This window comes from Cellulomonas massiliensis JC225 (genome assembly GCF_000312005.1).
Taxonomy (GTDB): domain Bacteria; phylum Actinomycetota; class Actinomycetes; order Actinomycetales; family Cellulomonadaceae; genus Cellulomonas; species Cellulomonas massiliensis.
Genome location: NZ_HE978588.1, coordinates 2,388,350 through 2,412,612 on the forward strand (window position 1 = coordinate 2,388,350; position 24,263 = coordinate 2,412,612).

A 24,263-nucleotide genomic window follows, 5' to 3' on the forward strand; every position below is an offset into this window, starting at 1 on the left:
GGCCCGGTGCCCGGCTCCCGAGAGGGCTGCCGGCGCCGGGCCCTCCGTCGTGCCGGCGGCGCAGGGCGCGCCGCGGGCGTCAGAAGACGTTGATGACGACCGTCGAGCCCTTGGGGGCCTTCTTGCCGTCGCCGCCCTGCGGGTCCTGCGCGTAGACCAGGTTGAGCGGCGAGAAGCCCTGGGGGTAGCGCACCTCGACCTTGAACCCCGCCTCGCGCAGCGTGTCGGTCGCCGCGTCGACGCCCATGCCGTACGTGCTGGGCAGGTCGACCAGCTCGGGTCCCTTCGACACGGTGAGCGTCACGGTGTCGCCGCGGTGGCCCTGGGTGTCGGCCCGCGGGTCCTGCGCGACGACGGAGCCCTTCGGGACCTCGTCGCTGAACACCTCGGTCGTCTTGACCTTCAGGCCGAGCCGGTCGAGGTCCTTCTTGGCGTCCGCGAGCGTGGCGCCGACGACCGAGACGATCGTGACGGGGGCCGGGCCCTTCGAGACGACCAGCGTCACCTCGGTCCCGCGCACCGACTGCGTGCCCGGCTCGGCGGGCTCGCCGCCCGGCAGGGACGCGGAGACGACGAACCCGAGCCCGAGGGAGTCGTGGTACTCCGCAGGCCCGTACGCGACCTCGAAGCCGGCGTCCGCCAGCCGGGCCTCCGCCTGCGCCTGCTGCTTGCCCACCACGCCGGAGGGCACCTGCACGTAGTCCGGACCCTTCGAGACGCTCAGCGCCACGGTGCCGCCCTTGCGGACCTGGTGCCCGACCCCGGGGTCGGTGGCGAAGACGGTGCCCTTGGGGGCCTCGTCGTCGTAGGCGTGGGTCGGGTCGGCCTGCAGACCCGCGGCCTGCAGCGTCCGGGTCGCGTCCTCCAGCGTCGTCCCGAGCACCCGCGGCACGGACGTGTACGCGCCGGGGCCCGCGGAGACGTACCACCACGCGCCGGCCGCGAGCGCGAGCACCACGACGACGAGGGCGACCCACCACCGGCCGCGGCGTCGCGGTGCGGCGGGGGACGGGGCGGCCGCCACGGCGCCGAGCCCGATGGGCAGCGCGACCGTGGTGCCGCGCGGCTCGCCGCCGCCCGACGCGTCGAGCACGGTGGTCGCGAGCGGGTCGACGTCGTGCTCGTCGAGCTCCTCGAGGTCGGTCTCGTCGGGATCGGTCGCCGCGGGCAGGACGATCGTGGGGCGCACGTCCGCCGCGCGGGCCAGCGTCTCGTCGTCCAGGGCGGCGCGGGTGCGGCGCAGCAGCGCGACGGCCGCTGCCGCGTCCGGCGGACGGTCCGCGGGCTCGCGCGCGGCGAGCGCCTGCACGAGCTCGTCGACCTCGACCGGCAGCCAGTCCACGGAATCGGACGGCGCCGGGATGTCGGAGTTCACGTGCTGGTAGGCGACCTGGATCGGCGTCTCGCCGGTGAAGGGCTGGTGGCCCGTGAGCATCTCGTACAGGAGGATCCCGCACGCGTAGACGTCGGTCCGGGCGTCGGTCGTGCCCCGCACCACGAGCTCCGGCGCCAGGTAGGCGACCGTGCCGAGCACCGTGCCGGTGGTCGTGGAGGTCACCTCGGTCACGGCGCGGGCGAGCCCGAAGTCGGCGAGCTTGATGCGGCCGTCCGCGGCGAGCAGGACGTTCTCGGGCTTGATGTCGCGGTGGACCAGCCCCGCGCGGTGGGCCGCCGCGACCGCGTCCAGCACGGACTCGGTCGTCTTGAGCGCCTCGCCCACGGTGAGCGCGCCGCGCTCGCCGAGCCGGCGCCGCAGGTTGGCGCCGTCGACGTACTCCATCGTCAGGTAGCTCGTCTCGCCGTCGACGCCCTGGTCGTAGACGCCGACGAGCCCCGGGTGGGTGAGTCGCGCGGCCGCGCGCGCCTCGCGCCGGAACCGGGCGACGAAGTCGTCCCCGCTCGCCCCGTCCGCGAGGTGCGGGTGCATCACCTTGAGGGCGACCTCGCGGTCGAGCCGGCGGTCGACGGCCAGGTACACCGTCGCCATGCCGCCGCGGGCGATCCGCGAGACGACCTCGTACCGGCCGTCGACGAGACGGCCGACGAGCGGGTCGGTCACGGTGGTTCCCACGCGCAGGAGTCTACGGTCGCGCGTGCGGGGAGCCGGGAGGCGTGCGGTGCGGGCGTCGTGCCGGTCGGGGCGCGCCGCCGCCGCGGGTCAGCGGAACTGGCGCATGAGGGTCTGGACGTTCGCGACGTACCGGCGGGTGTCCGGGTTCATGCCGTTGCGGAGCACGCCGGCCAGGCCCTGGTAGTACCCGGCGATGGCCGTGCGCTGGTCCGGCGCCTGGCGGACGAGCGCCCGCAGGATGGCCACGCCCGCGACGACGTTGTCCTCGGGGTCGAGCAGGTCGAGGTCGCGGCCGACCATCTGCGAGGCCCAGTCGCCGGCGCTGGGGATGACCTGCATGACGCCGACCGCGTTCGCCGGCGAGACCGAGCTCATCTGGAAGCCCGACTCCTGGTAGGCGATCGCGAGCGCGAGCGCGGGGTCGACGCCCATCGCGCGGGCGGTCGCCGCGACCTTCGCCCGCATCTGGGCCTTGCTGGGCAGGTGGCGCGAGAGGAGCTCGGCCTTGTTCGCGTTCGCGGCCCGCACGACGGACGAGGCGTAGGTGCGGCCGGCGAAGGTGCTGCCGACGAGGTCGGTGCGGGTGCTCGCCGGCCGGGAGGCCTGGGCGCCGGGGACCGTGAGGCGCTGGCCGATCCGGATGAGCGCGCGGGCGTCGAGCTTGTTCGCCTGGGTGATCGCGGCCGTCGTCGAGCCGTAGCGCGCCGCGATCCGCGCGACGGTGTCACCGGCGACGACGGTGTGCGTGCGGGTGGTCGTGCGCGGGTGCGCGGAGGGCTTCGCGGCGGTGCCGCCGGCGCCGGGGATGGTCAGCTTCTGGCCCGCGACGATGAGCGCGCGGGCGTCGAGGCGGTTCGCCTTGCTGATCGCGGCCACCGTCGAGCCGTGGCGGTGGGCGATGGCGCTCACCGTGTCACCGGGGCGGACCGTGTACGTCGCGGCCTTGCGGACGGTCGCGGCCTTGCGCGCCGTCGCCGCGTGCGCCTTCGCCGTCGCCGCGGACGACGGGATGCGCAGCACCTGGCCGATGCGGATGGTCGACGGGTCGTGCAGGCCGTTGGCCCGGGCGATCGACGTCACGGAGGCACCGGTGCGCGTGGCGATGTGGCTCACGGTGTCGCCCGACCGCACGGTCCAGCGGTCGTCGGCCTGGGCGGAGCCCGCCGTGGCGGTCAGGGCGACGGCGGCCAGGGCGACCGTGGCGGTCGTGCCGGTCGCGGCGCGGCGGGCGGTGGCGCCGGGGGTGCGGAAGGGCGGCATGGCTCGTGGTCCTCGGTGCAGGAGGCGGGTCGCCTGGTGCGGATGGTGCCTGTGTTACTGCTGTGACAGGAGTGACGCTAACTCGGATCGCCGACCACGGAAACCTCGGTGCGGGAACTACAGGTCTGTCATTCCGGCACCCGTACGCTGGACGGGTGAACGACGTCCCTCGAAAGTCCGAAGCCCTCGTCGACGAGTGGCTGACCCTGCCCGACGTGTCGGAGCGCCTGGGCGTCGACGTGGGCAAGGTCCGGCGGCTGCTGCAGGAGCGCAAGCTCGTCGGCGTGCGCCGGGGGAGCCCGGCCGTGCTGAGCGTCCCCGCGGCGTTCCTCGTCCAGGGGGACCCCGCGGACCCGCGCGCCGACGAGCGTGCGGGCTGGACCGTCCTCGCCTGGCTGCAGGGCACGCTCACGGTGCTGGCCGACGCCGGGTTCGACGACGACGAGGCGATCGCCTGGCTGTTCACCCCGGACCCGTCGCTCCCGGGCACCCCGATCGACGCGCTGCGCGGCGGCCGCAAGACCGAGGTCCGGCGGCGGGCCCAGGCCGAGCTCTAGGCGCTCGACCCGCCGTGCCGCCGCGCCGTCAGGCCCGGCGGTCGACCGCCGCGTGCGCGAGCGCGGCGACGACCCGCCGCGCGGGGTCGGGCCAGCCCGACGACTCGATGCCGGCGAACGCGCGGGACGCGAGCTCGTCGATGAGCTGCTCGACGTCGTCCGGAGCACCGGTCGCGGCGATGGCGTGGGCGAGCGCCGCGACCTCGGCGTCGGGCATGGTGCGGTCGCCGAGGTGGTGCGCCAGCAGACGCACCGTGCCGTCGTCGCCGGCCGCGAGCGCCCGCGCCGCCGCCCGGGCGACGAGCACCGTGCGCTTGCCCTCCCGCAGGTCGTCGCCCGCGGGCTTGCCCGTGCGACGGGGGTCGCCGAACACGCCGAGCAGGTCGTCGCGGAGCTGGAACGCCTCGCCCAGGGGCCGACCGATCGCCTGCACGCGGGCGACCGCGGCCTCGTCCGCGCCCGCGAGCACCGCCCCGATCACGAGCGGGTGCTCCACGCTGTAGCGCGCGGACTTGGCGCGGATCACCTCGCGGGCCCGGTCCTCGTCCCGGGCGGGGTCGTCGCCCCACGGCATGGCCTGGGCGAGCACGTCGAGGTACTGGCCGACGGTCACCTCGGTGCGCATCAGGTCGAACACCGCGCGCGCCGCCTGCTGGTGGGGGTGCCCCGTCGTCGCGTCGGCGAACTGCTGCTCGCTGGCCACCAGGGCGAGGTCGCCGAGGAGGATCGCGGCGGCGACGCCGAACCGCTCGGAGTCGCCGGTCAGCCCGGACGCGCGGTGCCGGCCCTCGAAGACGCGGTGCGCGGACGGCTGCCCGCGGCGCGTGTCGGACGCGTCCATGACGTCGTCGTGGAACAGCGCCGCCGCCTGGAAGAGCTCGAGCGCCGCCCCGACGCGGAGCACGGCCTGCGCCTGCGGTGTGCCGTCCCCGCCGCCGTGGGCGCGGAAGGACCAGTAGCAGAGCGCCGCGCGCATCCGCTTGCCGCCCGCGACCATGCGCTCGAGGGCGTCGGCGAGCGCATCGGCGTCGCGGCTGGTCGCGGCCAGCAGCGCGCGGAGCCGCTCGACGTGGTCGGACAGGGCGTCGTCGACCGCGGAGCGCACTCCCTCGGCGTCGACGAGGTCGCTGAGGTCGGTCACGCGGGCAGCCTAGGCGTCGTCGGCTCGGACCTGCCCGCTGAGCGTCATCGTGCGCGCGTCGTCGGTGTCCAGCACGCCGATCATGACCCACTGGTCCTTCGGGCCGGACAGCGCCGACCGCGCGGCGAGCGCCGGGTCCCGCGTCGGCGCCTTCGTCGGCTCGAAGCCCGCGTCCAGCAGGGGCGCCTCGACGGCGGCGAGCAGCTCCCGCGTCGACTGCGTCGTGCGGACGTTGAGGCTGATCGCGACGAGGCTCGAGCCGGGGACCGGGTCGACCGTGGCGACGAGCACCTCGGCGCCGGGCGGCACCGGCACCAGGGCGGCCGGGAAGCCGTCGGGCAGCTCCCCGACGGCGGAGCCCGTCGACTCGTCGGTCGGCAGGAGCGTGGCGGTGGGGGCGGGGGTCGCGGCCGCGGTCGTGCTCGGCGTCAGCCGCGCCGGCGCGCTCGACGAGCACGCCCCGGCGCCGACGACCGTGGCCACGGCGAGCGCCGCGGCGGCGAGCTGTCGGGGGAGCGGGGGACGCACCGCGTCAGGGTAGCCGCGCGAGCGCCGCAGCGCGGGTGCGACCACCCGCCCACAGGAGCAGCGGGGATCGCCGCCGCCCACAGCCGGGCGACCGGCAGCGGCGCACGGCGCCGCTCTGCGGTGGGCTCCCGGCATGGACACCGACGACATCCTCCGGGTGGGGGAGCCGCGCGAGCTGCTCGCCCTCGTCCCGCACCGGCTCGGCTTCCACCCGGCGGCGAGCGCCGTGGCGATCAGCCTGCGCGGGCCCCGTCGCGCGGTCGGGGTGGTCGCGCGCGTCGACCTGGACGAGCTCGCCGACCCGGACGAGGGCGCGCGCCGCGCGCGCCAGCTGCTCGCGCTGCTCGCGCGGGACGGTGCCAGCGCCGCCGTGCTGGTCCTGTACACGGAGGACGACCCGAGGGAGCGGCCGGGCCCCGCCCGCGACGCCGCCGACGTGTTCCGCGAGGCGGCCGAGCTCGCGCTCGGGTTCGTGCCGGCGTGGGTCGTGACCGCGACCGGGTACCTGTCGCTCGACTGCGCCCAGCCGTGCTGCCCACCGGGCGGCCGGCCGCTGCGCGAGCTCGACTCGACTCTGGTGGGGGCGCGGATGGTGCTCGAGGGGTCGGTGGTCGCGCGGTCGCGGGACGAGCTCGGCGCTGTCGCGCGCGCCGACCCCGGGCGACGGCGTGCGGTCGCACGCGCGCGCCGTCGCTGGGAGCTGCGGCTGGCGGACGCCGCGGACGAGGCGGGGCGGGAGAGCTGGCGGCTGGGGTCGGTGCTCGCCTGGCGCGAGGCGCTCGCGGCGCTGCACGACGGGACCGGACCGGCGGAGCAGGTGCACTGGGGCCGCATCGAGGCGGGGCTGGCGGACCGCCGCGTGCGGGACGCGGTGCTCGTCGGCCTGGTGCCGGGCACGGGGGACCTGCCGGAGCGGTGCGTGCGCGGCGGCCGGATCGCGCCGGACGACGACGCAGCGGTCGCGCGGGCGGTGGCGTCGCTCGTCGACCCCGCCTGCGCGGTGCGCCCGCCGGCGTCCGTCCGGCTGCACGAGCAGGTGCTCGCCGGTGTCGTGGCGCACGGCCGGCTGGGCCGGCAGGCACCGGCCTGGACGCTGCTGTCGCTGCTCGCGTGGTGGGCGGGGGACGGCGCCCGGGCGCGGGTGCTCCTCGACCGCGCGCTGGCGGACGACCCGGCGTACCGGCTCGCCGGGCTGGTCGAGGGGCTGCTGTGCGGGCCGCTCGGCCCGGGCTGGTCGCGTGCCGCGGGATGAGGCCCGGCCACGGCTCCGGTAGCGTCGCGGCGGGACCACCGGTGGTCCGCGCGGACGAGGGGAGACAGCCGTGGGCGTCGTCGTGGGGTACCTGGCCACTCCGGAGGGGCGCGCTGCGCTGGACGCCGCCGTCGTGGAGGCCCGGCAGCGGGGCACCGGCGTCGTCGTGGTCGTCTCGGCCCGCCCGGACGAGCCCGAGGACCGCCGCGCCGCCGCCGAGGCCGAGCTCGCCCGCGTCGACGAGGACCTGCGCGCCGCCGGCGTGGAGCACGAGGTCCGGCTGCTCGACGGCGGGGACGTGGCGGACGACCTCATCGCGACGGCGGAGGAGGTCGACGCCGAGCTCGTCGTCATCGGGCTGCGCCGGCGCAGCCCCGTCGGCAAGCTCATCCTCGGCGTCAACGCCCAGCGCGTGCTGTTCGACGCCCCGTGCCCCGTGCTCACGGTCAAGCCCGCCGCCTGAGCGGCGCAGCCCGCGGCTGGCACCGGCCGCTGCACGGGGTGAACCGGAGAACGGTCTCGGGCGGCGGGAATCCTGCGCGTGCCCCGAGCGTTGTGCCCCTCGACGCGCGAGGTGACGACCAGGCGTCGCCGGACCCGAGGACGGGGTGCGGCGCCGGCAGCCACGCGTGATCTCCGACCGGGGCGGTGACGATCCGCCGCCCGACGCGCCCGGGGTGCCCGTGGCGCGCCACGAGGCCACCGGGGCCTCGGTACAATATCCAGCAGTCTCCCGCGCCCGACCTCCCGGGTGTCGTGCCGCCGAAAGGTGATCCGTGTCGTCTTCCCCCACGTTCAGCACGCTTCCGCGTGAGTTCGAGCACCCCGCCCTGCAGGACCTGGTCCGACGTGGCCGTGCGAGCGGCTCGGTCGACGCGGTCTCCGTGCGCGAGGCGTGCGAGCAGGCCGACGTGTCCAGCGCGTCGCGCCTCAAGGCCGTCGTCCGTGCGCTCGCCACGTCCGGCATCACGGTCGACGCCGCCCCCGCCGCCGAGGCCCCGCGCCCGGCACGGGCGAGCCGCGCCGTGGCCGCTAGCGCCACCCGCTCCGGGGCCACCGTCACGGCCCCCGCCACGCAGGACGACGAGCCGGAGAAGGCCGCCGCGAAGCCCGCCGCCAAGCCGGCGAAGGCCCCCGCGAAGGCCACCGGCAAGGCGGCCGCCAAGCCCGCGGCGAGGTCGACGTCCACGAAGTCGGCGGGCGCGAAGCCCGCCGCGAAGACCACCGGCAAGGCCGAGCCCGTCGAGACGGACGAGGACGGCGCCGAGGTCGAGGACGTCGAGGCCGAGCCGACGGACCTCGAGGAGGTCGAGGTCGAGGACGCCGACGCCGAGGCGACCGAGGGCGAGGAGACCGAGGACGAGGCCACGGAGGCCGCGCCCAAGGCCGCGTCGAGCGAGGAGGAGACCGAGGACACGGGCTTCGTGTACTCGGACGCCGACGACGACGACGCCCCCGCGCAGCAGGTCGTCACGGCCGGCGCGACCGCGGACCCCGTCAAGGACTACCTGAAGCAGATCGGCAAGGTCGCGCTCCTCAACGCGGAGCAGGAGGTCGAGCTCGCCAAGCGCATCGAGGCCGGCCTCTTCGCCGAGGAGCGGCTCAACGCCGGGATCACGATGGAGCCGAAGCTCCGCCGTGAGCTCGAGTGGATCGCGCAGGACGGCCGCCGCGCCAAGAACCACCTGCTCGAGGCGAACCTGCGTCTCGTCGTCTCGCTGGCCAAGCGTTACACGGGCCGCGGCATGCTCTTCCTGGACCTGATCCAGGAGGGCAACCTCGGCCTCATCCGTGCGGTCGAGAAGTTCGACTACACCAAGGGCTACAAGTTCTCGACGTACGCGACGTGGTGGATCCGCCAGGCGATCACCCGCGCGATGGCGGACCAGGCGCGCACCATCCGCATCCCGGTCCACATGGTCGAGGTCATCAACAAGCTGGCGCGCGTGCAGCGGCAGATGCTCCAGGACCTGGGCCGGGAGCCCACGCCCGAGGAGCTCGCCAAGGAGCTCGACATGACCCCGGAGAAGGTCGTCGAGGTCCAGAAGTACGGCCGCGAGCCCATCTCCCTGCACACGCCGCTCGGCGAGGACGGGGACAGCGAGTTCGGTGACCTCATCGAGGACTCCGAGGCGGTCGTGCCCGCCGACGCGGTGAGCTTCACGCTCCTGCAGGAGCAGCTGCACCAGGTGCTCGACACGCTCTCCGAGCGCGAGGCCGGCGTCGTCTCGATGCGGTTCGGCCTGACCGACGGCCAGCCGAAGACGCTCGACGAGATCGGCAAGGTCTACGGCGTCACGCGCGAGCGGATCCGCCAGATCGAGTCCAAGACGATGTCGAAGCTGCGCCACCCGTCGCGCTCGCAGGTGCTGCGCGACTACCTCGACTGATCGCACCGCCCGAGGCCCGGTCCCCGCACGACGGGGGGCCGGGCCTCGTCGCGTTCCCAGGGACCTTCCGTCAGCGCCCACTAACCGTTAGTGTGGACTGACGAAGGCGGGAGGTGGTCATGTCGACGGACGCGGTCCTGCGCGCGCTCGCCGAGCCGCGCCGGCGCGACATCCTGCGGCTGCTGTCGGAGGGGGAGAAGGCCGTCGGCCGGCTCGCCGAGGAGTTCGACGTGACGCGCAGCGCCGTGAGCCAGCACCTGCGCGTCCTGCAGGACGCGGGCCTCGTCGCGCAGCGCACGGTCGGCACGCGCCACCTGTACCGGACGCTCCCCGAGGGGCTCGCCGGCCTGCGGGAGTTCCTCGACGAGACGTGGGCCGCGTCGCTCGACGCGGCACGGCGACTGGCGGAGTCCGAGGCGGACGTCGACGACGACGAGGAGGCGCGTCGTGCGAGCGCCTGACCGCCCGCCGGCTCCCGGCGCGACGCGGGAGGCGAGCGGCAGCTCGGCGAGCAGCTCCTCCGGGGCCGTGCACCGCATCCCGACGCCGCCGGTGCGTCGCGCGACGACCGTGCGCGCGGGGCGCGATCGGACGTTCGACGTGTTCGTGCGCGAGCTCGGTGCGTGGTGGCCGGTGACGCCGTTCTCCCGGGGCGAGGGGAGGGTGCGCGACGTGCGCCTCGAGCGCCGCGCCGGCGGGCTCGTCACCGAGCACTGGGACGACGGGACCGTGCACGCGTGGGGCGAGCTGCTCGCCTGGGACCCGCCGCGCGGCTTCACGATGGCCTGGCGGCTGACGCCGGAGCCGACGGAGGTCGAGCTCCGGTTCCTCGAGCTCGGCCCGTCGCTCACCCGCGTCGAGGTCGAGCACCGGGGCTGGGAGCGGCTGTCGGACGAGCAGCTGGGCGCCGCGTGCGCGCTGCCCGAGGGCTACGCCGGCGGCTCGTTCGACCGTGGGTGGGGCATCGTCCTGGACGCGTTCGCGCGGCGCGTGGGTGCGGCATGAGCCGGGTCCGGCACGTCGTGCTCTACACGTCGGCGGACGACGTCGCCACGCGGGCGGTGCCGGTGATGGCGGCGCACACCGAGCACTACCGGCGGTTCGCCGCCGCCGGCCTGCTCCTCGGCGTCGGCACCTTCGGCGACCCCCAGGCGGAGGGCGCGATGTGCGTGCTGGTGAGCCGGGAGGCCGCGGAGGAGTTCGCCCGCACCGACCCGTTCGTCGTGCAGGGCGTCGTGAGGTCGTACCGGATCCTCGAGTGGACGGACGTGCTCGCGGACTAAGGGGGTCGTCGCTCGGTTGCCGCCTGCGCCCGCGGCGTTTACGATACGGAACGTGGCGTATAGCAATCCGATGCGCCCGTCGCGCGGCCGTCCCCGGGACCCGCGCAAGGAGGCGGCGATCCTCGACGCCGCGCTGGCCCTGCTGGCCGAGGCCGGGTACGAGGGTGTGTCCATGGAGGGGGTGGCGGCGCGCGCCGGCACCTCGAAGGCGACCGTCTACCGCCGATGGGCGACCAGGCGCGACCTCGTGGTCGCGGCGGTGCGCGCGCAGCAGGGCGAGCCGCTCGCGGAGGTGGACACGGGATCGCTGCGGGGCGACCTGCTCGCCCTCTGCGGCCGGCTCGTGGCCATGCTCGGGCGGTCGCCGGGATCCCTCGTCGTGGCGCTGCTCTCCGGAGCCGCCCAGGACCCGGCGCTCGGCGACCTCCTCGAGGAGACCGCGGGGCACACCGGCGCCCGCCTGCCGCCGCAGGTGCTGCGCCGCGCCGTGGACCGGGGCGAGCTCCCCACCGGGGCCCGGGCGTACCCGTTCGACGAGGTGGCGGGGTCGGTGCTCGTCCTGCGGGCGCTGACCGGCGCCCCCGTCGACGACGCGCACCTCGAGCACCTCGTCGACACGGTGCTGCTGCCCGCGCTCGAGCGCAGCGCACGGACCCCGGCGCCACCGAGCCCCGCCGTGTTCGCCGCGGGCCCCGTCAGCGGCCCGGCCGCGCACCCCCACCTGCCCACCGCCGACTGAGAGGCACCCCATGCACATCCCCGGCTCGCACGACCAGCGGCTCCCCGGCGCCGACGGAGTCTCGCTCCACGCCGCCGTCCTCGGGGAGGGTCCGCCCGTCGTGCTGCTGCACGGCTTCCCGCAGACGCACCTCATGTGGCGCCACGTCGCGCCCGCCCTGGCACGGCAGCACACGGTCGTCTGCCTCGACCTGCGCGGCTACGGCGCGAGCGACAAGCCGCTCGCCACGTCGCCGGACACCTACTCCAAGCGCTCGATGGGCCGTGACGTCGTCGCGGCGCTCGAGGCGCTCGGGTTCGAGCGCTTCGCCGTGGTGGGGCACGACCGCGGTGCGCTCGTGGCGCTCCGCACCGCGCTGGACCACCCCGACCGCGTGACGCACCTCGCCACGCTCGACGTCCTGCCGACCCTCGACACGTGGGAGGTCCTGCACGGCGTGCACGCGTCCGTCGCGTGGCACCTGTACCTCATGGCGCAGCCGCCCGGGCTGCCGGAGCGCATGATCGAGGCCGTGGCGGAGGACTTCTTCGCGGGGTTCCTCGACGGGTGGGGAGCGGACGACCGCGCGATCCCGCCGGACGTCCGCGCCGCGTACCTGGCGGCGTCGGCCGCGGCGGTGCCGTCGATCGTCGCCGACTACCGCGCCTCCGCGACCGTCGACGTCGAGCACGACGAGGCGGACAGGCGTGCGGGCCGGCGGCTGACGATGCCGGTGACGGTCGTCCAGCAGGACTGGGGGGCGCGGCTGGGCTACGACGCCGCCGGGCTCTGGGCGGCCTGGGCGGCCGACCTGGAGCACCGGACGATGGACGCGGGGCACTTCATGGCGGAGCAGGAGCCGGCGGCGGTCGTCGACGTCGTGACGTCCCTGCTCGCACGCACGCGCGCCGCCGGCTGAGCAGCCGCAGGTGCCGGCCCGGGACGACGACGGCCCCCTCGGCTGCTCACCTGGAGGATGAGCGCCCGAGGGGGCCGTGGTCCGTTCCCGTCCCGCGCGTCAGGCTGCGGGCGACGGGGGTCGGGGTCTCAGGAGGCGGCGCCTGCGCCGGCGCCGTGCTCGGCGAGAAGGCGGTCCGTCTCGTCCTGCACGTGCGTCGCCAGCTCGGCGAACTTGGGGGCGTGCTCCCGCGCGTGGTGGGCGCAGAAGAGCAGCTCGCCCGCGGGGAGCACGACGCGCACGTACGCCTGGGCGTTGCAGCGGTCGCACCGGTCGGCTGCGGTCAGCGGGGCTGTCATCGTTGCGGTCACGTTGACATAGAACCATCCGTTCCGAGGTTTCATGTCCTCGGGGGCGGGTGGTTCGCTACCCGCGTACAGAACGTCACCGGACGGTGACCTGCCCGTAACACCGGGGCCGTCGCGCGGGCGGTCGAGAGGGCGCGGTCGACCCGTCGCGACGACCGGCATGGTGCCGCGGGTCCGTCAGGCTCGGCGACTACCATGCCCGCGTGACGACAACGGGAGCGCAGTCCGGCTACACCGCCCGGCACCTGTCGGTGCTGGAGGGTCTCGAGGCCGTCCGCAAGCGCCCGGGGATGTACATCGGGACGACGGACAGCCGCGGTCTCATGCACTGCCTCTGGGAGATCATCGACAACTCCGTCGACGAGGCGCTGGCCGGCCACGGCGACCGCATCGAGGTCGTCCTGCACGCCGACGGGTCGGTCGAGGTGCGCGACAACGCCCGCGGCATCCCGGTCGACGTGGAGCCCAAGACGGGCCTGACGGGCGTCGAGGTCGTCTTCACGAAGCTGCACGCCGGCGGCAAGTTCGGCGGCGGGTCGTACGCCGCGTCCGGCGGACTGCACGGCGTCGGCGCGTCGGTCGTCAACGCGCTCTCGGCGCGCCTCGACGTCGAGGTGGACCGCGACGGCCGCACCTACCGCATGACGTTCCACCGCGGCGAGCCGGGGGTCTTCGACGACCGGGAGGGCCGCACGCCGGACGCGCCGTTCGAGCCGTTCGTCTCGGGCTCGGAGCTCGCGGTCGTCGGCAAGGTGCCGCGCGCCCGCACGGGCACGCGCGTGCGCTACTGGGCGGACACCCAGATCTTCCTGGCGACGGCCAGCTTCAGCTACGACGAGCTCGTGACGCGCGCGCGTCAGACGAGCTTCCTCGTGCCGGGGCTGACGATCGTCGTCCGCGACGAGCGCCGGATCCCCGGCACCCCGGGCGCGGACGGGCCGCACGAGGAGACGTTCTGCCACACGGGCGGCGTCGTCGACTTCGTCGACCACCTCGCGCCCGACGCCGCCGTCACGGGGACCTGGCACCTCACGGGAGCGGACCGGTTCACCGAGACGGTGCCGGTGCTGGACGAGCGCGGCCACATGACCCCGCAGGAGGTAGAGCGCGCGTGCGAGGTGGACGTGGCGCTGCGGTGGGGCACGGGCTACGACACCGAGGTGCGCACGTTCGTCAACATCATCTCCACCCCGAAGGGCGGCACCCACCAGGCGGGGTTCGAGGCCGGCCTGCTCAAGGTGCTGCGCAAGCAGGTGGAGCTCAACGCGCGCCGCCTGAAGATCAGCGCCAAGGACGCCGCGACCGAGCGGATCGACAAGGAGGACGTGCTCGCCGGGCTCACCGCCGTCGTCACGGTCCGCCTCGCCGAGCCGCAGTTCGAGGGCCAGACGAAGGAGGTGCTCGGCACGGCCCCCGTGCGGGGCATCGTGGCCAAGGTCGTCGAGCGGGAGCTGGCGGCGGTGTTCGCGTCGCCGAAGCGGGACGACAAGACGCAGTCGTCGCTGCTGCTGGAGAAGGTCGTCGGCGAGATGCGGGCGCGCCTGTCGGCCCGCAAGCAGAAGGAGATCTCGCGGCGGAAGAACGCCCTGGAGTCGTCGTCGCTGCCGGCGAAGCTCGCGGACTGCCGCAGCGACGACGTGGAGCGCAGCGAGCTGTTCATCGTCGAGGGCGACAGCGCGCTCGGCACCGCGAAGCTCGCGCGCAGCTCCGACTTCCAGGCCCTCCTGCCGATCCGGGGCAAGATCCTCAACGTCCAGAAGGCCTCGGTCACGGACATGCTGAAGAACGCGGAGTGCGCCGCGATCATCCAGGTGCTCGGCGCGGGCTCCGGGCGCACGTTCGACCTCGGCGCCGCGCGGTACGGCAAGGTCATCCTCATGACCGACGCCGACGTCGACGGCGCCCACATCCGCACGCTGCTGCTGACGCTGTTCTTCCGCTACATGCGCCCGCTCGTGGAGGAGGGGCGCGTGTACGCCGCCGTCCCGCCGCTGCACCGCATCGAGCTCACCGGGGTCCGGGCCGGCCAGGAGAAGTACGTCTACACGTACTCGGAGGCCGAGCTCGCGCAGACCCTCGCGCGGCTCGACCGCGCGGGGAAGAAGTACAAGGACGACATCCAGCGCTACAAGGGCCTCGGCGAGATGGACGCCGACCAGCTCTCCGAGACGACGATGGACCCGCGCCACCGGACGCTGCGCCGGGTGACCGTCGAGGCGGCGCAGCGCGCCGAGGAGATCTTCGAGCTCCTCATGGGTGCCGAGGTCGCACCGCGCAAGGACTTCATCGTCGCGGGCGCGCAGCAGCTGGACCGCAGCCGCATCGACGCCTGAGCGACCCGCCGGCCGAGGCGCGCGGCGCAGGTCTCGAAGCGGCATCGATCTGACGTCGATCCGGCAGCACCCTGGTGGACGCACCGGACGCGACGGCGCCCGCCGGTACGGTGCGCGTGTCCCGGTCGGGCGGCACCGACGCGCCTCGCTCGTGAGCGGCTCAGGAGCAGCTCGCCGGACCGGGCGCGCCCCGTCGCGACTCGTCCAGAGGTAGGCACCCCGCATGCTCGCCCGACCCCCGCACCGGCTGCTCGGCGCCGCCGCCACCCTGGCGATCACCGCCTCGATGGCCCTGACCACCGCGGGCTCCGCGGTCGCCGACCCGTACACGCCGGGCGCCCCGGTCGTGACCGGTGACACGACCCCGTCGTTCACCCTGCCCGCGGGGACCGATCACACCGTGACGGTGGACGGCCAGGGCGTCGCGCTCACCGGTGGCGCGACCGTCGACCTCCCGGAGCTGGCCGAGGGGGACCACGAGCTCGTCATCGCCTACCTCGACGGCGACGGCGCCCGGCAGAGCGTCACGACACGTCTGGTCGTCGACGTCACGGCCCCGCGCGTCACCCTTCGGGAGTCGGCGCACAACCGCGACTCCACCAAGGTGCGGCTCACGTGGACGACGAGCGAGCCGGCGGCGGTGTACGGCTCGCTCGACGGCGCCGCGCCGCAGCCGCTGACGGGCAGCGCCCTGCTCGTCCGTGCCCCGTTCGGCGCGCACCGCTACGAGGTCTTCGCGCTCGACGCCGCCGGCAACCGTTCCGACCTCTCGCGCGTCAGGTGGACGGCGTCCGACCGCACGCCTCCGGTCGTGACGGGCTTCGACGTGACCTACAACCCCTTCGACGGCCGGCGCGCCTGGCTGTTCTTCGACGCCGCCCCCGACGTCACCGAGGTCGCGGTGTCCTTCGACGGCACTCGCGTGACCGTCCGGCGCGCGCAGGGCATCGCTGAGGTGAGCGGGTTCACCGTCGGTACGCACACCTTCGTCCTCGCCGCGAAGGACGCAGCCGGCAACGTGACCAAGGTCCGCACCACGTTCGTCGCCGAGCCCGCCGTCGTGTACTCCGACATCCCTGCGTCTCGCCTGGCCAAGGGCATCAAGGCCGGATCGCGCAGGGCCGACGTCGCGGCCGTGCAGGCGGGCCTCGAATGGCCGGCGGACGTGAACCCCGGCGTGTACGACAGGGCGACGGTCACGCACGTCACGGCCTGGCAGAAGCGGAACCACCTGTACGCGACGGGAGTCGTGAACGCGCTGACCTGGAGGTCGATGGTGAACGGCGCGGCCGACAGGTCTCCGCGCCGCGTCGTCACGGTCTCGTCGATCTCGGCCGCCCGGTTGGCCGAGGGCATCCGGATGGGCGACAAGGGCCAGGCCGTCGTCGACATCCAGCGCCTGCTCGGCGTCAAGGAGACCGGGACGTACTGGACCCTGACCACCGCGGCCGTGAAGGCGTTCCAGAAGAAGAACGGGCTCGCCGTCACCGGCGTCGTCAACGCCACGACGTGGAGGAAGCTCGTTCGCTGACGATGCTCGGCGAACGCCGCGAGGCGCAAACGGGTTGCCGGGGTGGCGGCCAGCCGGGAGCCTCCTCACGTGACCTCCTCGATCGCCGACCGCCTCCGCCCGCCCGCCCGGCTGCCCGAGCTCCCGCCGGACCTCGGCCTCGCCTGGCGGCCGCTGACGCCCGACGACCTCGACGCGCTCGTCGTCCTCGTCAACCGCACGGAGGAGGCCGACGGGCTGCCGTACCGGCACGCCCGGGAGGAGCTCGCGGAGCTCTTCGACGGCGACTGGAAGCAGCCCGCCCGCGACTCGCTCACCGCCGTGGACGCGGACGGCCGGCTGCGGGCGTGGGCGTGGGTCGACCAGCCGCCGGGAGACACGTCGACGCTGCGGGTCTTCCTCATGGGCGGCGTCGACCCCGACTGGCGCGGGCGGGGGATCGGCCGGGCGGTGCTCGCCTGGTCGCACGCCCGGGCCCGCCAGGTCGCCGCGGGGCGCGGTCGTGACCTGCCGGTCCGCCTCACCGCGTACGCCGACGACACCGCGCCCGGGCCGGCGCGCGCCCTGCGGGCGTCCGGCCTCGAGCCCGTCCGGTACTACAGCGAGATGCGGCGGCGGCTGGACGGCGACCTGCCGGCGGCGCCGGCGCTCGACGGGGTGCGCGTGGTGCCGTGGAGCGAGGAGCTCGACGAGGCGGTCCGGCTCGCGCACAACGAGGCCTTCGCCGACCACTGGGGGAGCGAGCCGCGCACGGCCGAGCAGTGGGCGCTGCGGCCGATGTTCGCCCCGGCCTGGAGCTTCGTCGCCCTCACCGACGCGGGCGAGGTCGCCGGGTACCTGATCTCCGGACGGTACGAGCAGGACTGGGAGCTGGCCGGGTACCGCTCGGGGTACACCGAGCTGCTCGGGGTGCGGCGCCCGTGGCGGGGGCGCGGTGTCGCCGTCGCGCTGCTGGTCGCCGCGATGACCGCCTACCGCGAGTCCGGCATGGACGTCGCGGAGATCGGGGTCGACACCGAGAACCCGACCGGGGCGCACGGCCTCTACGCGCGGCTGGGCTACGAGGTGCACCACGGGCAGACGATGTACGCGCTCACGCTCTGACGCGACGGCCGCGCCGTTCGGCCCGGAGGGGGCCGGCGACCGGCTAGCATCGCGTCGGTCCCGACGACGACGTCGAGGACCGGCTGCGTGCCGGACACCGCTGTCCGGCGAGGAGGTCACGTGGGACGAGAGCTGTCCACGGCCGCCCGGTGCTGGGCGGCTGCGTTCGTCGTCGTCGCGCTCGTGCAGGTCAGCGCCGAGCTCGCCCACGCCGACGCGCTCGCACGGGTCACCCAGTGGATGGTGATGCCGCTGCTCGCGGCGGCGCTCGCGACCGCCACGCGCTGGCCCCGCGGGCGCCGCGTCACGGGCGCGCTGGTCGCCCTCGGGTTCTCCTGGCTGGGCGACCTGCTGCCGTCGTTCGCGGGCGGCTCGGCGTTCCTCACGATGGTCGGGTGCTTCCTGCTGGCGCAGGTGGCGTACGTCGTCGCGTTCCTCCCCGACGTCCGGCGCTCCGTCGTGCACCGGCGGCCGGCGGCCCTCGTCGGCTACGCGCTCGCGCTCGTCCTGCTCGTCGGCCTGTGCGCGCCGCACGCGGGCCCGCTGCTGGTGCCCGTCGCGGTGTACGGGGGCGTCCTGACCGCGATGGCCGTCCTGTCGACCGGGGTCTCCCGCCTCGCGGGCGTCGGCGGTGCCGTCTTCCTGCTGTCGGACGCGCTCATCGCGCTGGACGCGTTCGTGCCCGGGTGGGCGCTGCCCGCCCAGGGCTTCTGGGTGATGAGCACCTACTGCCTGGGCCAGGCGCTCCTGGCGGCCGGTGTGGCGCGTCGCCACGCCGGCGAGCGCCGGGCCCCGCGGCCGCCGGCCGTGCGGGCGGCCGCCGCGGGTGGCCTCGACAACGTCGTGGCGTTCGTCCCGCGGCCGCGCAGCCCGCTGCCCACGCACTGACCGGGCTCTGACCGCGCTCTGACCGCGCTCTGACCGCGCTCTGACGGCCCCCTTGGCGCGCCGCGCCGTCAGCCGACGGCGTGGACCGGCGCGGGCAGGGGCGTGCCGGACATGTCGCGCCGGGGGTCGAGCTCGGGGAGCGGCACGGCCTGCCCGCCCGACCCGCAGGCGCGTGCGGGCGCCGGGCCGACCCACGCCAGCAGCAGCGTGTCCTCGTTCTTGAGGAACCGGTGCGAGCGGACGCCGCCCGTCGCCCGCCCCTTGCCGGGGTAGGCGTCGAACGGGCTCACCTTGGCGGAGCCCGCCTGGGTGCCCGGCAGCGCGCCGCCGGAGCCCGCGACGGTCACGACCACGGCCTCGGCAGCCGCGCCCGCGGGGACGGTCGCGAAGGCGACCACGCGCTGGCCGGCCGCCAGCTTGATGCCGGCCATGCCGCCCGCCGACCGGCCCTGCGGGCGCACCGACGACGCGGCGAAGTGCAGCAGCGACGAGTCGGAGCTGACGAGCACCAGCTCGTCGTCGTCCGCCGCCTGCGCGCAGCCGACGACCTCGTCGCCGTCCTTGAGGGCGACGACCTCCCAGGCCTCGCGGTTGCTCGGCGCGTCGCCCGCCGCGACGCGCTTGACGACCCCCTGCGCGGTCGCGAGGGCCAGCGTGGGCGCGTCGGGAGCGAGCGAGGTGAGCCCCACCACGCGCTCGCGGGGCTCCAGCGCCACGACCTCGCTGAGCGGCACGCCCCCGGAGAGGGACGGCGCGCCGTCGGTGGGCGGCAGCGCGGGCAGGTCCAGCACCGGCACCCGGACGACCCGCCCGAGGGAGGTCACCGCCCCGACGACGCCCCGAGCGGTCGTCGCGACGTCCGAGGCGAGCACGTCGTGCTTGCTCCGCCGCTCCGAGCGCACCGGTGGGGCGTCGTCGCTCGTCCGCGCCAGGAGCCCGGTGCCGGAGAGCAGCACCCGGCACGGCGTGTCGGCGATCTCGAGCGGCGCGGCGGCCGCGGCACGAGCCGCACCCGGGGCACCGGTGACCGACGAGCCGCCGGCGGACTCCAGCAGGATCGTGCGCCGGGGCGTCCCGTAGGTCGCGGCGACGTCGGCCATCTCGTCGGAGACGACCCCCCGCAGGCGCGCGTCGTCGGCGAGGATCGCCTCGAGCTCCTCGATCTCGCGCTGGAGCTCGTCGCGCTCCTTCTCGAGCTCGATGCGGGAGAACTTCGTGAGCCGGCGCAGCCGCAGCTCGAGGATGTACTCGGCCTGCGGCTCGGACAGGTCGAAGACGTCGCGCAGGCGCTGGCGCGCCACGTCGGCGTCGTCGGACGAGCGGATGACCTGGATGACCTCGTCGATGTCGAGGATCGCGACGAGCAGGCCCTCGACGAGGTGCAGGCGGTCGCGCCGCTTCCCCAGCCGGAACCGCGAGCGGCGGCGCACGACGTCGATGCGGTGGTCCACCCAGACCCGCAGCAGCTCGAGCAGGCCGAGCGTGCGCGGCTGGCCGTCGACGAGCGCGACGTTGTTGATGGAGAACGACTCCTCGAGCGGCGTCTGGCGGAACAGCTGCTCGAGCACGGCCTCGGGGTTGAACCCCGTCTTCACCTCGACGACGAGCCGCAGCCCGTTCGTCCGGTCCGTGAGGTCGAGCGCGTCCGCGATGCCCTGGAGCTTCTTCGCGGTCACCCCGTCCTTGATGCTCTTGAGCACCTTCTCGACGCCGACGCCGAAGGGCAGCTCGGTGACGACGATGCCCTTGCGCCGGGACGTCACGTTCTCGATCCGCGTCGTCGCGCGCGTCCGGAAGGCGCCCCGGCCCGACGCGTAGGCGTCGCGCACGCCCTCGAGCCCGACGATCTTGCCGCCCGAGGGCAGGTCGGGGCCGGGGACGAAGCGCATGACGTCCTCGAGCGTCGCGTCCGGGTGGGCCAGCAGGTGGCGCGCCGCGGCGACGACCTCGACGAGGTTGTGCGGCGCCATGTTGGTCGCCATGCCGACGGCGATGCCCGAGGCGCCGTTGACGAGCAGGTTCGGGATCGCCGCGGGCAGCACCTCGGGCTGGGTGAGCTTGTTGTCGTAGTTCGGGACGAAGTCGACGGTGTCCTCGTCGATGTCCGCGACCATCGCCATGGCCGCCGCGGCGAGCCGCGCCTCGGTGTACCGGGCCGCCGCGGGGCCGTCGTCGAGCGAGCCGAAGTTGCCGTGGCCGTCGACGAGGGGCAGCCGCAGGCTGAACGGCTGCGCGAGACGCACCATCGCGTCGTAGATCGCCGCGTCGCCGTGCGGGTGCAGCTTGCCCATGACCTCGCCGACCACGCGCGAGGACTTCACGTAGGGCCGGTCGGGCCGCAGGCCCATCTCGCCCATCTGGAACAGGATCCGGCGCTGCACGGGCTTGAGGCCGTCGCGGGCGTCGGGCAGGGCGCGCGAGTAGATGACGGAGTACGCGTACTCGAGGAACGACGTCTCCATCTCGGCGCCGACGTCGATGTCGACGATGCGCTCGACGAAGTCCTCGGCCGGGGTGTCCGGGGTGCGGGGGCGGCGCGCCATGCAGTGAGCTCCTCGGGTCGTGCGTGCCCTCCATTGTCGCGCGCGCCGCGCGCCGGCCCCGCCACGGCGCGCGGGGCGGCCCCCGCTAGCCTGGCGCTCATGCCCGACGTCGGCGCCGACGCGCGACCCGCCCCGTACCCCGCGGGGTGGGAGGCCGACGTCGTGCTGCAGGACGGGGGCACGGCGCACGTCCGGCCCATCCGCCCCGAGGACGCCGACGCGCTGCAGGCCTTCCACGTCGCACAGTCCGAGCGCTCCACGTACCTGCGGTTCTTCGCGCCGCTCGAGCGGCTGCCCGAGCGCGACCTGCGCCACCTCGTCACGGTGGACCACGTCGACCGGGTGGCGCTCGTCGCGGTGACGGACGGCGCCGAGGACGACGACGTCGAGCACATCATCGGCGTCGCCCGCTACGACCGTGTGGACCCGGAGACGGCGGAGGTCGCGTTCAACGTGTCGGACGCGCACCAGGGGCGCGGTATCGGCTCGGTGCTCCTCGAGCACCTCGCGGCGGCCGCGCGCGAGCGCGGGGTACGGCGGTTCGTCGCCGAGGTGCTGCCGCAGAACGGCCGCATGATCGGAGTGTTCCGGGACGCCGGCTTCGAGGTCCGGCAGCGCACCGAGGACGGCGTGGTGCAGGTCGCGTTCGACATCCACCCGACCGACCGCTCGCTCGCGGTGGTCGCGGACCGCGAGCACCGCGCCGAGGCCCGGTCGATGCGCGCGCTCCTGACCGCCGAGCGCGTCCTCGTCGTCGGCCCGGGGGAGCAGGAGGACACCCTCGACGCCCGGATGGCCGCGGCCGCCCTGGAGCACCTGCGCGACGGCGGCGCGGACGTGCGGGCGGTGGGGCTGCCCGGAGGCGTCGCGCTCGCGGAGGTGCCCGCGCCCGTGGGGCTCGCGGTCCTCGCGCTGCCGCCGGAGCGGGCGGCCGCGGCGCTGCGCGACCTCGCGCGGCTCGGCGTGCACGGCGTCGTCCTGCTCTCCGCGGGCTACGCGGAGCAGGGGCCCGAGGGCCTGGAGCGGCAGCGCGCGCTGCTGCGGGCGGCGCACGCGCGGGGCATGCGGGTGGTGGGGCCGGCCTCGTACGGGATCGTCGCGTCCCGAGCGGGTCGCGTGCTCAACGCCTCGCTCGCCCGGCGGGTGCCGCCGCCGGGCCGGGTGGGCCTGTTCTGCCAGTCGGCGCCCGTCGCGGTCACGTTCCTCGAGGGTGTCGCCGAGCGCGGGCTCGGGCTCGCGGAGCTCGTCTCCGCCGGCCAGCGCGCCGACGTGTCCGGCAACGACCTCATGCAGTACTGGGCGGCCGACGACGGGACGGACGTCGTCGGCCTCTACCTCGAGTCGATCGGCAACCCCCGCAAGTTCGGCCGCGTCGCCCGCCGGCTCGCGCAGCTGAAGCCCGTCGTGGTCGCCACCGCCGGACGCTCGGGGCAGACCGCGCCGCCCGGCCACACGGTCCGGGCCACGCACGCGCCGGCGCGCACCCTCGACGAGGTGATGCGCCGCTCGGGCGTCATCCGCGTGGACTCCACGACCCAGCTGTTGGACGTCGTCCTGCTGCTGGCGCACCAGCCGGTGCCCACCGGCCGGCGGGCCGCCGTGCTGGCCAGCTCGGCGGCCGTCGCCGCGTTCGTGGCGGAGGCGGCGACGGCGGCCGGCCTCGTCGTCGGGCCGACGGTGCGCGTCGTCGCCCAGGACGCGCCGCCCGAGGCGGTCGAGGAGGCCGTCGCCGCCGTCTACGCGGCCCAGGACGTCGACGTCGTGCTCGTCATGCACGTCCCCACGGTGTGCCCGCCGAGCGCGGCCCTCGTGGCGGCGGTGGCTCGGCACGCCGCGACGAGGGGCCGCACCACCGCGGCCTGCGTGCTGGGCCTGCGCGGCGTCACCGAGGACCTGACGGCCGACGACCCGGACGGGCGCCCGTGCACGGTCCCGGCCTACCCGACCCCCGAGGACGCGGCGACCGCGCTCGGCCACGCCGCGCGGTACGCCGTCTGGCGGGCGGGCGACCGGGGCACGCCGGCCCACCCGGCCGACGCCGACCCCCGCGCCGCGCGCCGCCTCGTCGCGTCCTGGTGGAGCCCCGAGGCGGGCCCGCTCGTGCTGGACCCCGCGCGGACGTCGGAGCTGCTCGGCGCGGTCGGCGTGCGCGTCGAGCCCGCGTGGGCGGTGCACGACGCCGACGAGGCCGTGCGCGCCGCGGCGGAGGCGGGCTGGCCCGTCGCGCTCAAGAGCACCGTCCCGGCGCTGCGGCACCGGGCGGACCTCGGCGGCGTGCGGCTCGACGTGGGCGACGAGGCCGAGCTGCGTGCGGACGTCGAGCAGGTGCTGGCGCTCGCGACCTCCTACCCGCCGGTCGAGGGCGCACCCCTGGAGGTGCAGCGCATGGTCGAGCGGGGCGTCTCCTGCGTGCTGCGCACCGTCGAGGACCCGCTCTTCGGCCCGCTCGTCAGCTTCGGCCTGGCCGGCGACGCGAGCGACCTGCTCGGCGACGTCGCGTACGCCGTGCCCCCGCTCACGGACGTGGAGGTGGCGGAGCTCGTGCGCTCGACCCGCGCGTCCGCGCGCCTGTTCGGGTACCGCGGCCTGCCGGCCGTCGACGTCGGCGCGCTGGAGGACGTCGTGGCACGGGTCGCCCTGCTCGCGGACGAGCTGCCGGAGCTGCGCTCGCTCGAGCTCAACCCGGTCGTGGTCTCCGGCACGGGGGCGCGCGTGCTGTCGGCGCGCGCGACGCTGGCGCCCGCCGACCGGGCGGACGTGACCCGGCGGCTCGCGGCCTCCTGAGCCCGGCGCGCCCGTCGGGACCCGGCAGCCCGGCCGGGGTGGAAGGATGGTCCGGTGCCTGCCTCCTCCGTCTCCCTGCACGACGACCTGCTGCGCGCCGGGTACTACCCGCAGCTCGTCTCGGACGTGCTCGACCTGGCGCTCGCCGACGAGCCGGTCACCGCGCACCTGGTCCACCCCGAGACGACGTTCGACGCCGCCGAGGTGCGGCGGCACGTCACGGTGCTCGTCCTGACGCCGACCCGGCTGCTGTGCGCCCACGTCGACGACCACCCCGCCGACTCCGAGCACCCGTCCGCGAGCGCGTCGGCGACGACGGAGTCCGTGCCGCTGAGCGAGCTGCGCTCCGTCGCGGTCACGCACGTCGTCGGGAACCCTGCCGAGCACCGTCCCGGCGAGCCGGCCTCCGAGCTGACGCTGGCGATCGGGTGGGGCGCGGTCTCGCGCATCGACCTCGAGCCCGCCGGCTGCGCCGACCCGTCCTGCGAGGCGGACCACGGCCTGACGGGCACGCTGACGCCCGACGACGTCGTCGTCCGGGTGAGCGCCGCCGCCGAGGGCGCGGAGCACGTCCGGGCGGCCGCGCAGTTCGCGCGCGCCCTGTCCGCCGCGAGCGCGCGCGCCCGATGAGCGCG

General features: G+C 75.6%; 21 protein-coding genes. 15 read left to right on the plus strand and 6 right to left on the minus strand.

The window, feature by feature from the left end; translation table 11 throughout:
• Positions 1-79: 79 nt before the first annotated feature.
• Together pknB and HGCM_RS11370 are read right to left on the minus strand one after the other, a co-directional pair.
• Entirely contained in the window at positions 80-2,071 is a 1,992-nt protein-coding gene (pknB, locus tag HGCM_RS11365; RefSeq protein ID WP_026075425.1) for a Stk1 family PASTA domain-containing Ser/Thr kinase, read from the minus strand.
• An 87-nt stretch (positions 2,072-2,158) separates the two neighbouring features.
• Positions 2,159-3,331 carry a LysM peptidoglycan-binding domain-containing protein gene (locus tag HGCM_RS11370; RefSeq protein ID WP_019136960.1) on the minus strand — a complete coding sequence of 391 codons (1,173 nt, stop codon included), beginning with the start codon at positions 3,329-3,331 and terminating at the stop codon, positions 2,159-2,161.
• 155 nt (positions 3,332-3,486) lie between these two features.
• Between HGCM_RS11370 and HGCM_RS11375 the strand changes: the two genes are divergently transcribed.
• Entirely contained in the window at positions 3,487-3,888 is a 402-nt protein-coding gene (locus tag HGCM_RS11375; RefSeq protein ID WP_019136961.1) for an Rv2175c family DNA-binding protein, read from the plus strand.
• A 28-nt stretch (positions 3,889-3,916) separates the two neighbouring features.
• Here the strand turns inward: HGCM_RS11375 and HGCM_RS11380 are convergent, their stop codons facing one another.
• Both HGCM_RS11380 and HGCM_RS11385 read right to left on the minus strand, forming a co-directional pair.
• A complete protein-coding gene (locus HGCM_RS11380; protein ID WP_019136962.1) occupies positions 3,917-5,029 on the minus strand; it encodes a polyprenyl synthetase family protein in 1,113 nt (370 codons plus the stop codon).
• Positions 5,030-5,038: 9 nt separating this feature from the next.
• Entirely contained in the window at positions 5,039-5,557 is a 519-nt protein-coding gene (locus tag HGCM_RS11385) for a hypothetical protein (RefSeq protein WP_026075426.1), read from the minus strand.
• 133 nt (positions 5,558-5,690) lie between these two features.
• On the opposite strand from HGCM_RS11385, the gene HGCM_RS11390 reads away from it, so the two are divergent.
• The 8 genes from HGCM_RS11390 to HGCM_RS11425 all read left to right on the plus strand — a co-directional run bounded on the left by HGCM_RS11390 (position 5,691) and on the right by HGCM_RS11425 (position 12,119).
• Complete coding sequence (locus HGCM_RS11390; protein ID WP_019136964.1) at positions 5,691-6,809, plus strand: DUF4192 domain-containing protein; 1,119 nt, start codon at positions 5,691-5,693, stop codon at positions 6,807-6,809.
• 70 nt (positions 6,810-6,879) lie between these two features.
• Positions 6,880-7,272 carry a universal stress protein gene (locus HGCM_RS11395; RefSeq protein ID WP_019136965.1) on the plus strand — a complete coding sequence of 131 codons (393 nt, stop codon included), beginning with the start codon at positions 6,880-6,882 and terminating at the stop codon, positions 7,270-7,272.
• Positions 7,273-7,585: 313 nt separating this feature from the next.
• Positions 7,586-9,199 carry an RNA polymerase sigma factor gene (locus tag HGCM_RS11400; protein ID WP_019136966.1) on the plus strand — a complete coding sequence of 538 codons (1,614 nt, stop codon included), beginning with the start codon at positions 7,586-7,588 and terminating at the stop codon, positions 9,197-9,199.
• Positions 9,200-9,318: 119 nt separating this feature from the next.
• Complete coding sequence (locus tag HGCM_RS11405) at positions 9,319-9,660, plus strand: ArsR/SmtB family transcription factor (RefSeq protein ID WP_026075427.1); 342 nt, start codon at positions 9,319-9,321, stop codon at positions 9,658-9,660.
• A complete protein-coding gene (locus HGCM_RS11410; protein WP_019136968.1) occupies positions 9,647-10,204 on the plus strand; it encodes an SRPBCC domain-containing protein in 558 nt (185 codons plus the stop codon). The genes HGCM_RS11405 and HGCM_RS11410 overlap by 14 nt, the downstream gene beginning before the upstream one ends.
• Positions 10,201-10,482, plus strand: a complete 282-nt coding sequence (locus HGCM_RS11415) for a YciI family protein (protein ID WP_019136969.1) — start codon at positions 10,201-10,203, stop codon at positions 10,480-10,482. Before HGCM_RS11410 ends, HGCM_RS11415 begins: the two co-directional genes overlap by 4 nt.
• A gap of 52 nt (positions 10,483-10,534) precedes the next feature.
• Positions 10,535-11,221: a TetR/AcrR family transcriptional regulator gene (locus tag HGCM_RS18110; protein WP_147572824.1), complete on the plus strand. Its 687-nt coding sequence runs from the start codon at positions 10,535-10,537 to the stop codon at positions 11,219-11,221.
• Positions 11,222-11,231: 10 nt separating this feature from the next.
• The gene (locus tag HGCM_RS11425; RefSeq protein WP_019136971.1) at positions 11,232-12,119 is read left to right on the plus strand and encodes an alpha/beta fold hydrolase; all 888 of its coding nucleotides are present in this window, start codon (positions 11,232-11,234) and stop codon (positions 12,117-12,119) included.
• 128 nt (positions 12,120-12,247) lie between these two features.
• Here the strand turns inward: HGCM_RS11425 and HGCM_RS11430 are convergent, their stop codons facing one another.
• Positions 12,248-12,457, minus strand: coding sequence for a DUF7455 domain-containing protein (locus tag HGCM_RS11430; protein WP_019136972.1), 210 nt, complete (start codon positions 12,455-12,457; stop codon positions 12,248-12,250).
• A 212-nt stretch (positions 12,458-12,669) separates the two neighbouring features.
• On the opposite strand from HGCM_RS11430, the gene HGCM_RS11435 reads away from it, so the two are divergent.
• The 4 genes from HGCM_RS11435 to HGCM_RS11450 all read left to right on the plus strand — a co-directional run bounded on the left by HGCM_RS11435 (position 12,670) and on the right by HGCM_RS11450 (position 18,301).
• A complete protein-coding gene (locus tag HGCM_RS11435) occupies positions 12,670-14,799 on the plus strand; it encodes a DNA gyrase/topoisomerase IV subunit B (protein ID WP_019136973.1) in 2,130 nt (709 codons plus the stop codon).
• A 223-nt stretch (positions 14,800-15,022) separates the two neighbouring features.
• A complete protein-coding gene (locus HGCM_RS11440) occupies positions 15,023-16,330 on the plus strand; it encodes a peptidoglycan-binding domain-containing protein (protein ID WP_019136974.1) in 1,308 nt (435 codons plus the stop codon).
• A gap of 69 nt (positions 16,331-16,399) precedes the next feature.
• Positions 16,400-17,413, plus strand: coding sequence for a GNAT family N-acetyltransferase (locus tag HGCM_RS11445; RefSeq protein ID WP_019136975.1), 1,014 nt, complete (start codon positions 16,400-16,402; stop codon positions 17,411-17,413).
• A gap of 120 nt (positions 17,414-17,533) precedes the next feature.
• Positions 17,534-18,301: a lysoplasmalogenase gene (locus HGCM_RS11450; RefSeq protein ID WP_019136976.1), complete on the plus strand. Its 768-nt coding sequence runs from the start codon at positions 17,534-17,536 to the stop codon at positions 18,299-18,301.
• Positions 18,302-18,369: 68 nt separating this feature from the next.
• On the opposite strand, the gene HGCM_RS11455 is transcribed toward HGCM_RS11450, so the two are convergent.
• Positions 18,370-20,844 carry a DNA gyrase/topoisomerase IV subunit A gene (locus HGCM_RS11455; protein ID WP_019136977.1) on the minus strand — a complete coding sequence of 825 codons (2,475 nt, stop codon included), beginning with the start codon at positions 20,842-20,844 and terminating at the stop codon, positions 18,370-18,372.
• Between the two features lie 99 nt (positions 20,845-20,943).
• Here HGCM_RS11455 and HGCM_RS11460 point away from each other — a divergent pair, with 99 nt between their 5' ends.
• Together HGCM_RS11460 and HGCM_RS11465 are read left to right on the plus strand one after the other, a co-directional pair.
• On the plus strand, positions 20,944-23,628 hold the full coding sequence (locus tag HGCM_RS11460; protein WP_019136978.1) for a GNAT family N-acetyltransferase: 2,685 nt from the start codon (positions 20,944-20,946) through the stop codon (positions 23,626-23,628).
• Between the two features lie 54 nt (positions 23,629-23,682).
• Positions 23,683-24,258 carry a DUF5998 family protein gene (locus tag HGCM_RS11465; protein WP_019136979.1) on the plus strand — a complete coding sequence of 192 codons (576 nt, stop codon included), beginning with the start codon at positions 23,683-23,685 and terminating at the stop codon, positions 24,256-24,258.
• The last annotated feature ends 5 nt before the right edge of the window (positions 24,259-24,263 follow it).

Excerpts from the sequence above, each read along its gene's own strand:
- HGCM_RS11370 (WP_019136960.1), bottom strand. The coding sequence starts at position 3,331 with ATGCCGCCCTTCCGCACCCCCGGCGCCACCGCCCGCCGCGCCGCGACC.
- HGCM_RS11390 (WP_019136964.1), top strand. The coding sequence starts at position 5,691 with ATGGACACCGACGACATCCTCCGGGTGGGGGAGCCGCGCGAGCTGCTC.
- HGCM_RS11405 (WP_026075427.1), top strand. The coding sequence starts at position 9,319 with ATGTCGACGGACGCGGTCCTGCGCGCGCTCGCCGAGCCGCGCCGGCGC.
- HGCM_RS11415 (WP_019136969.1), top strand. The coding sequence starts at position 10,201 with ATGAGCCGGGTCCGGCACGTCGTGCTCTACACGTCGGCGGACGACGTC.
- HGCM_RS11425 (WP_019136971.1), top strand. The coding sequence starts at position 11,232 with ATGCACATCCCCGGCTCGCACGACCAGCGGCTCCCCGGCGCCGACGGA.
- HGCM_RS11430 (WP_019136972.1), bottom strand. The coding sequence starts at position 12,457 with ATGACAGCCCCGCTGACCGCAGCCGACCGGTGCGACCGCTGCAACGCC.
- HGCM_RS11440 (WP_019136974.1), top strand. The coding sequence starts at position 15,023 with ATGCTCGCCCGACCCCCGCACCGGCTGCTCGGCGCCGCCGCCACCCTG.
- HGCM_RS11455 (WP_019136977.1), bottom strand. The coding sequence starts at position 20,844 with ATGGCGCGCCGCCCCCGCACCCCGGACACCCCGGCCGAGGACTTCGTC.
- HGCM_RS11460 (WP_019136978.1), top strand. The coding sequence starts at position 20,944 with ATGCCCGACGTCGGCGCCGACGCGCGACCCGCCCCGTACCCCGCGGGG.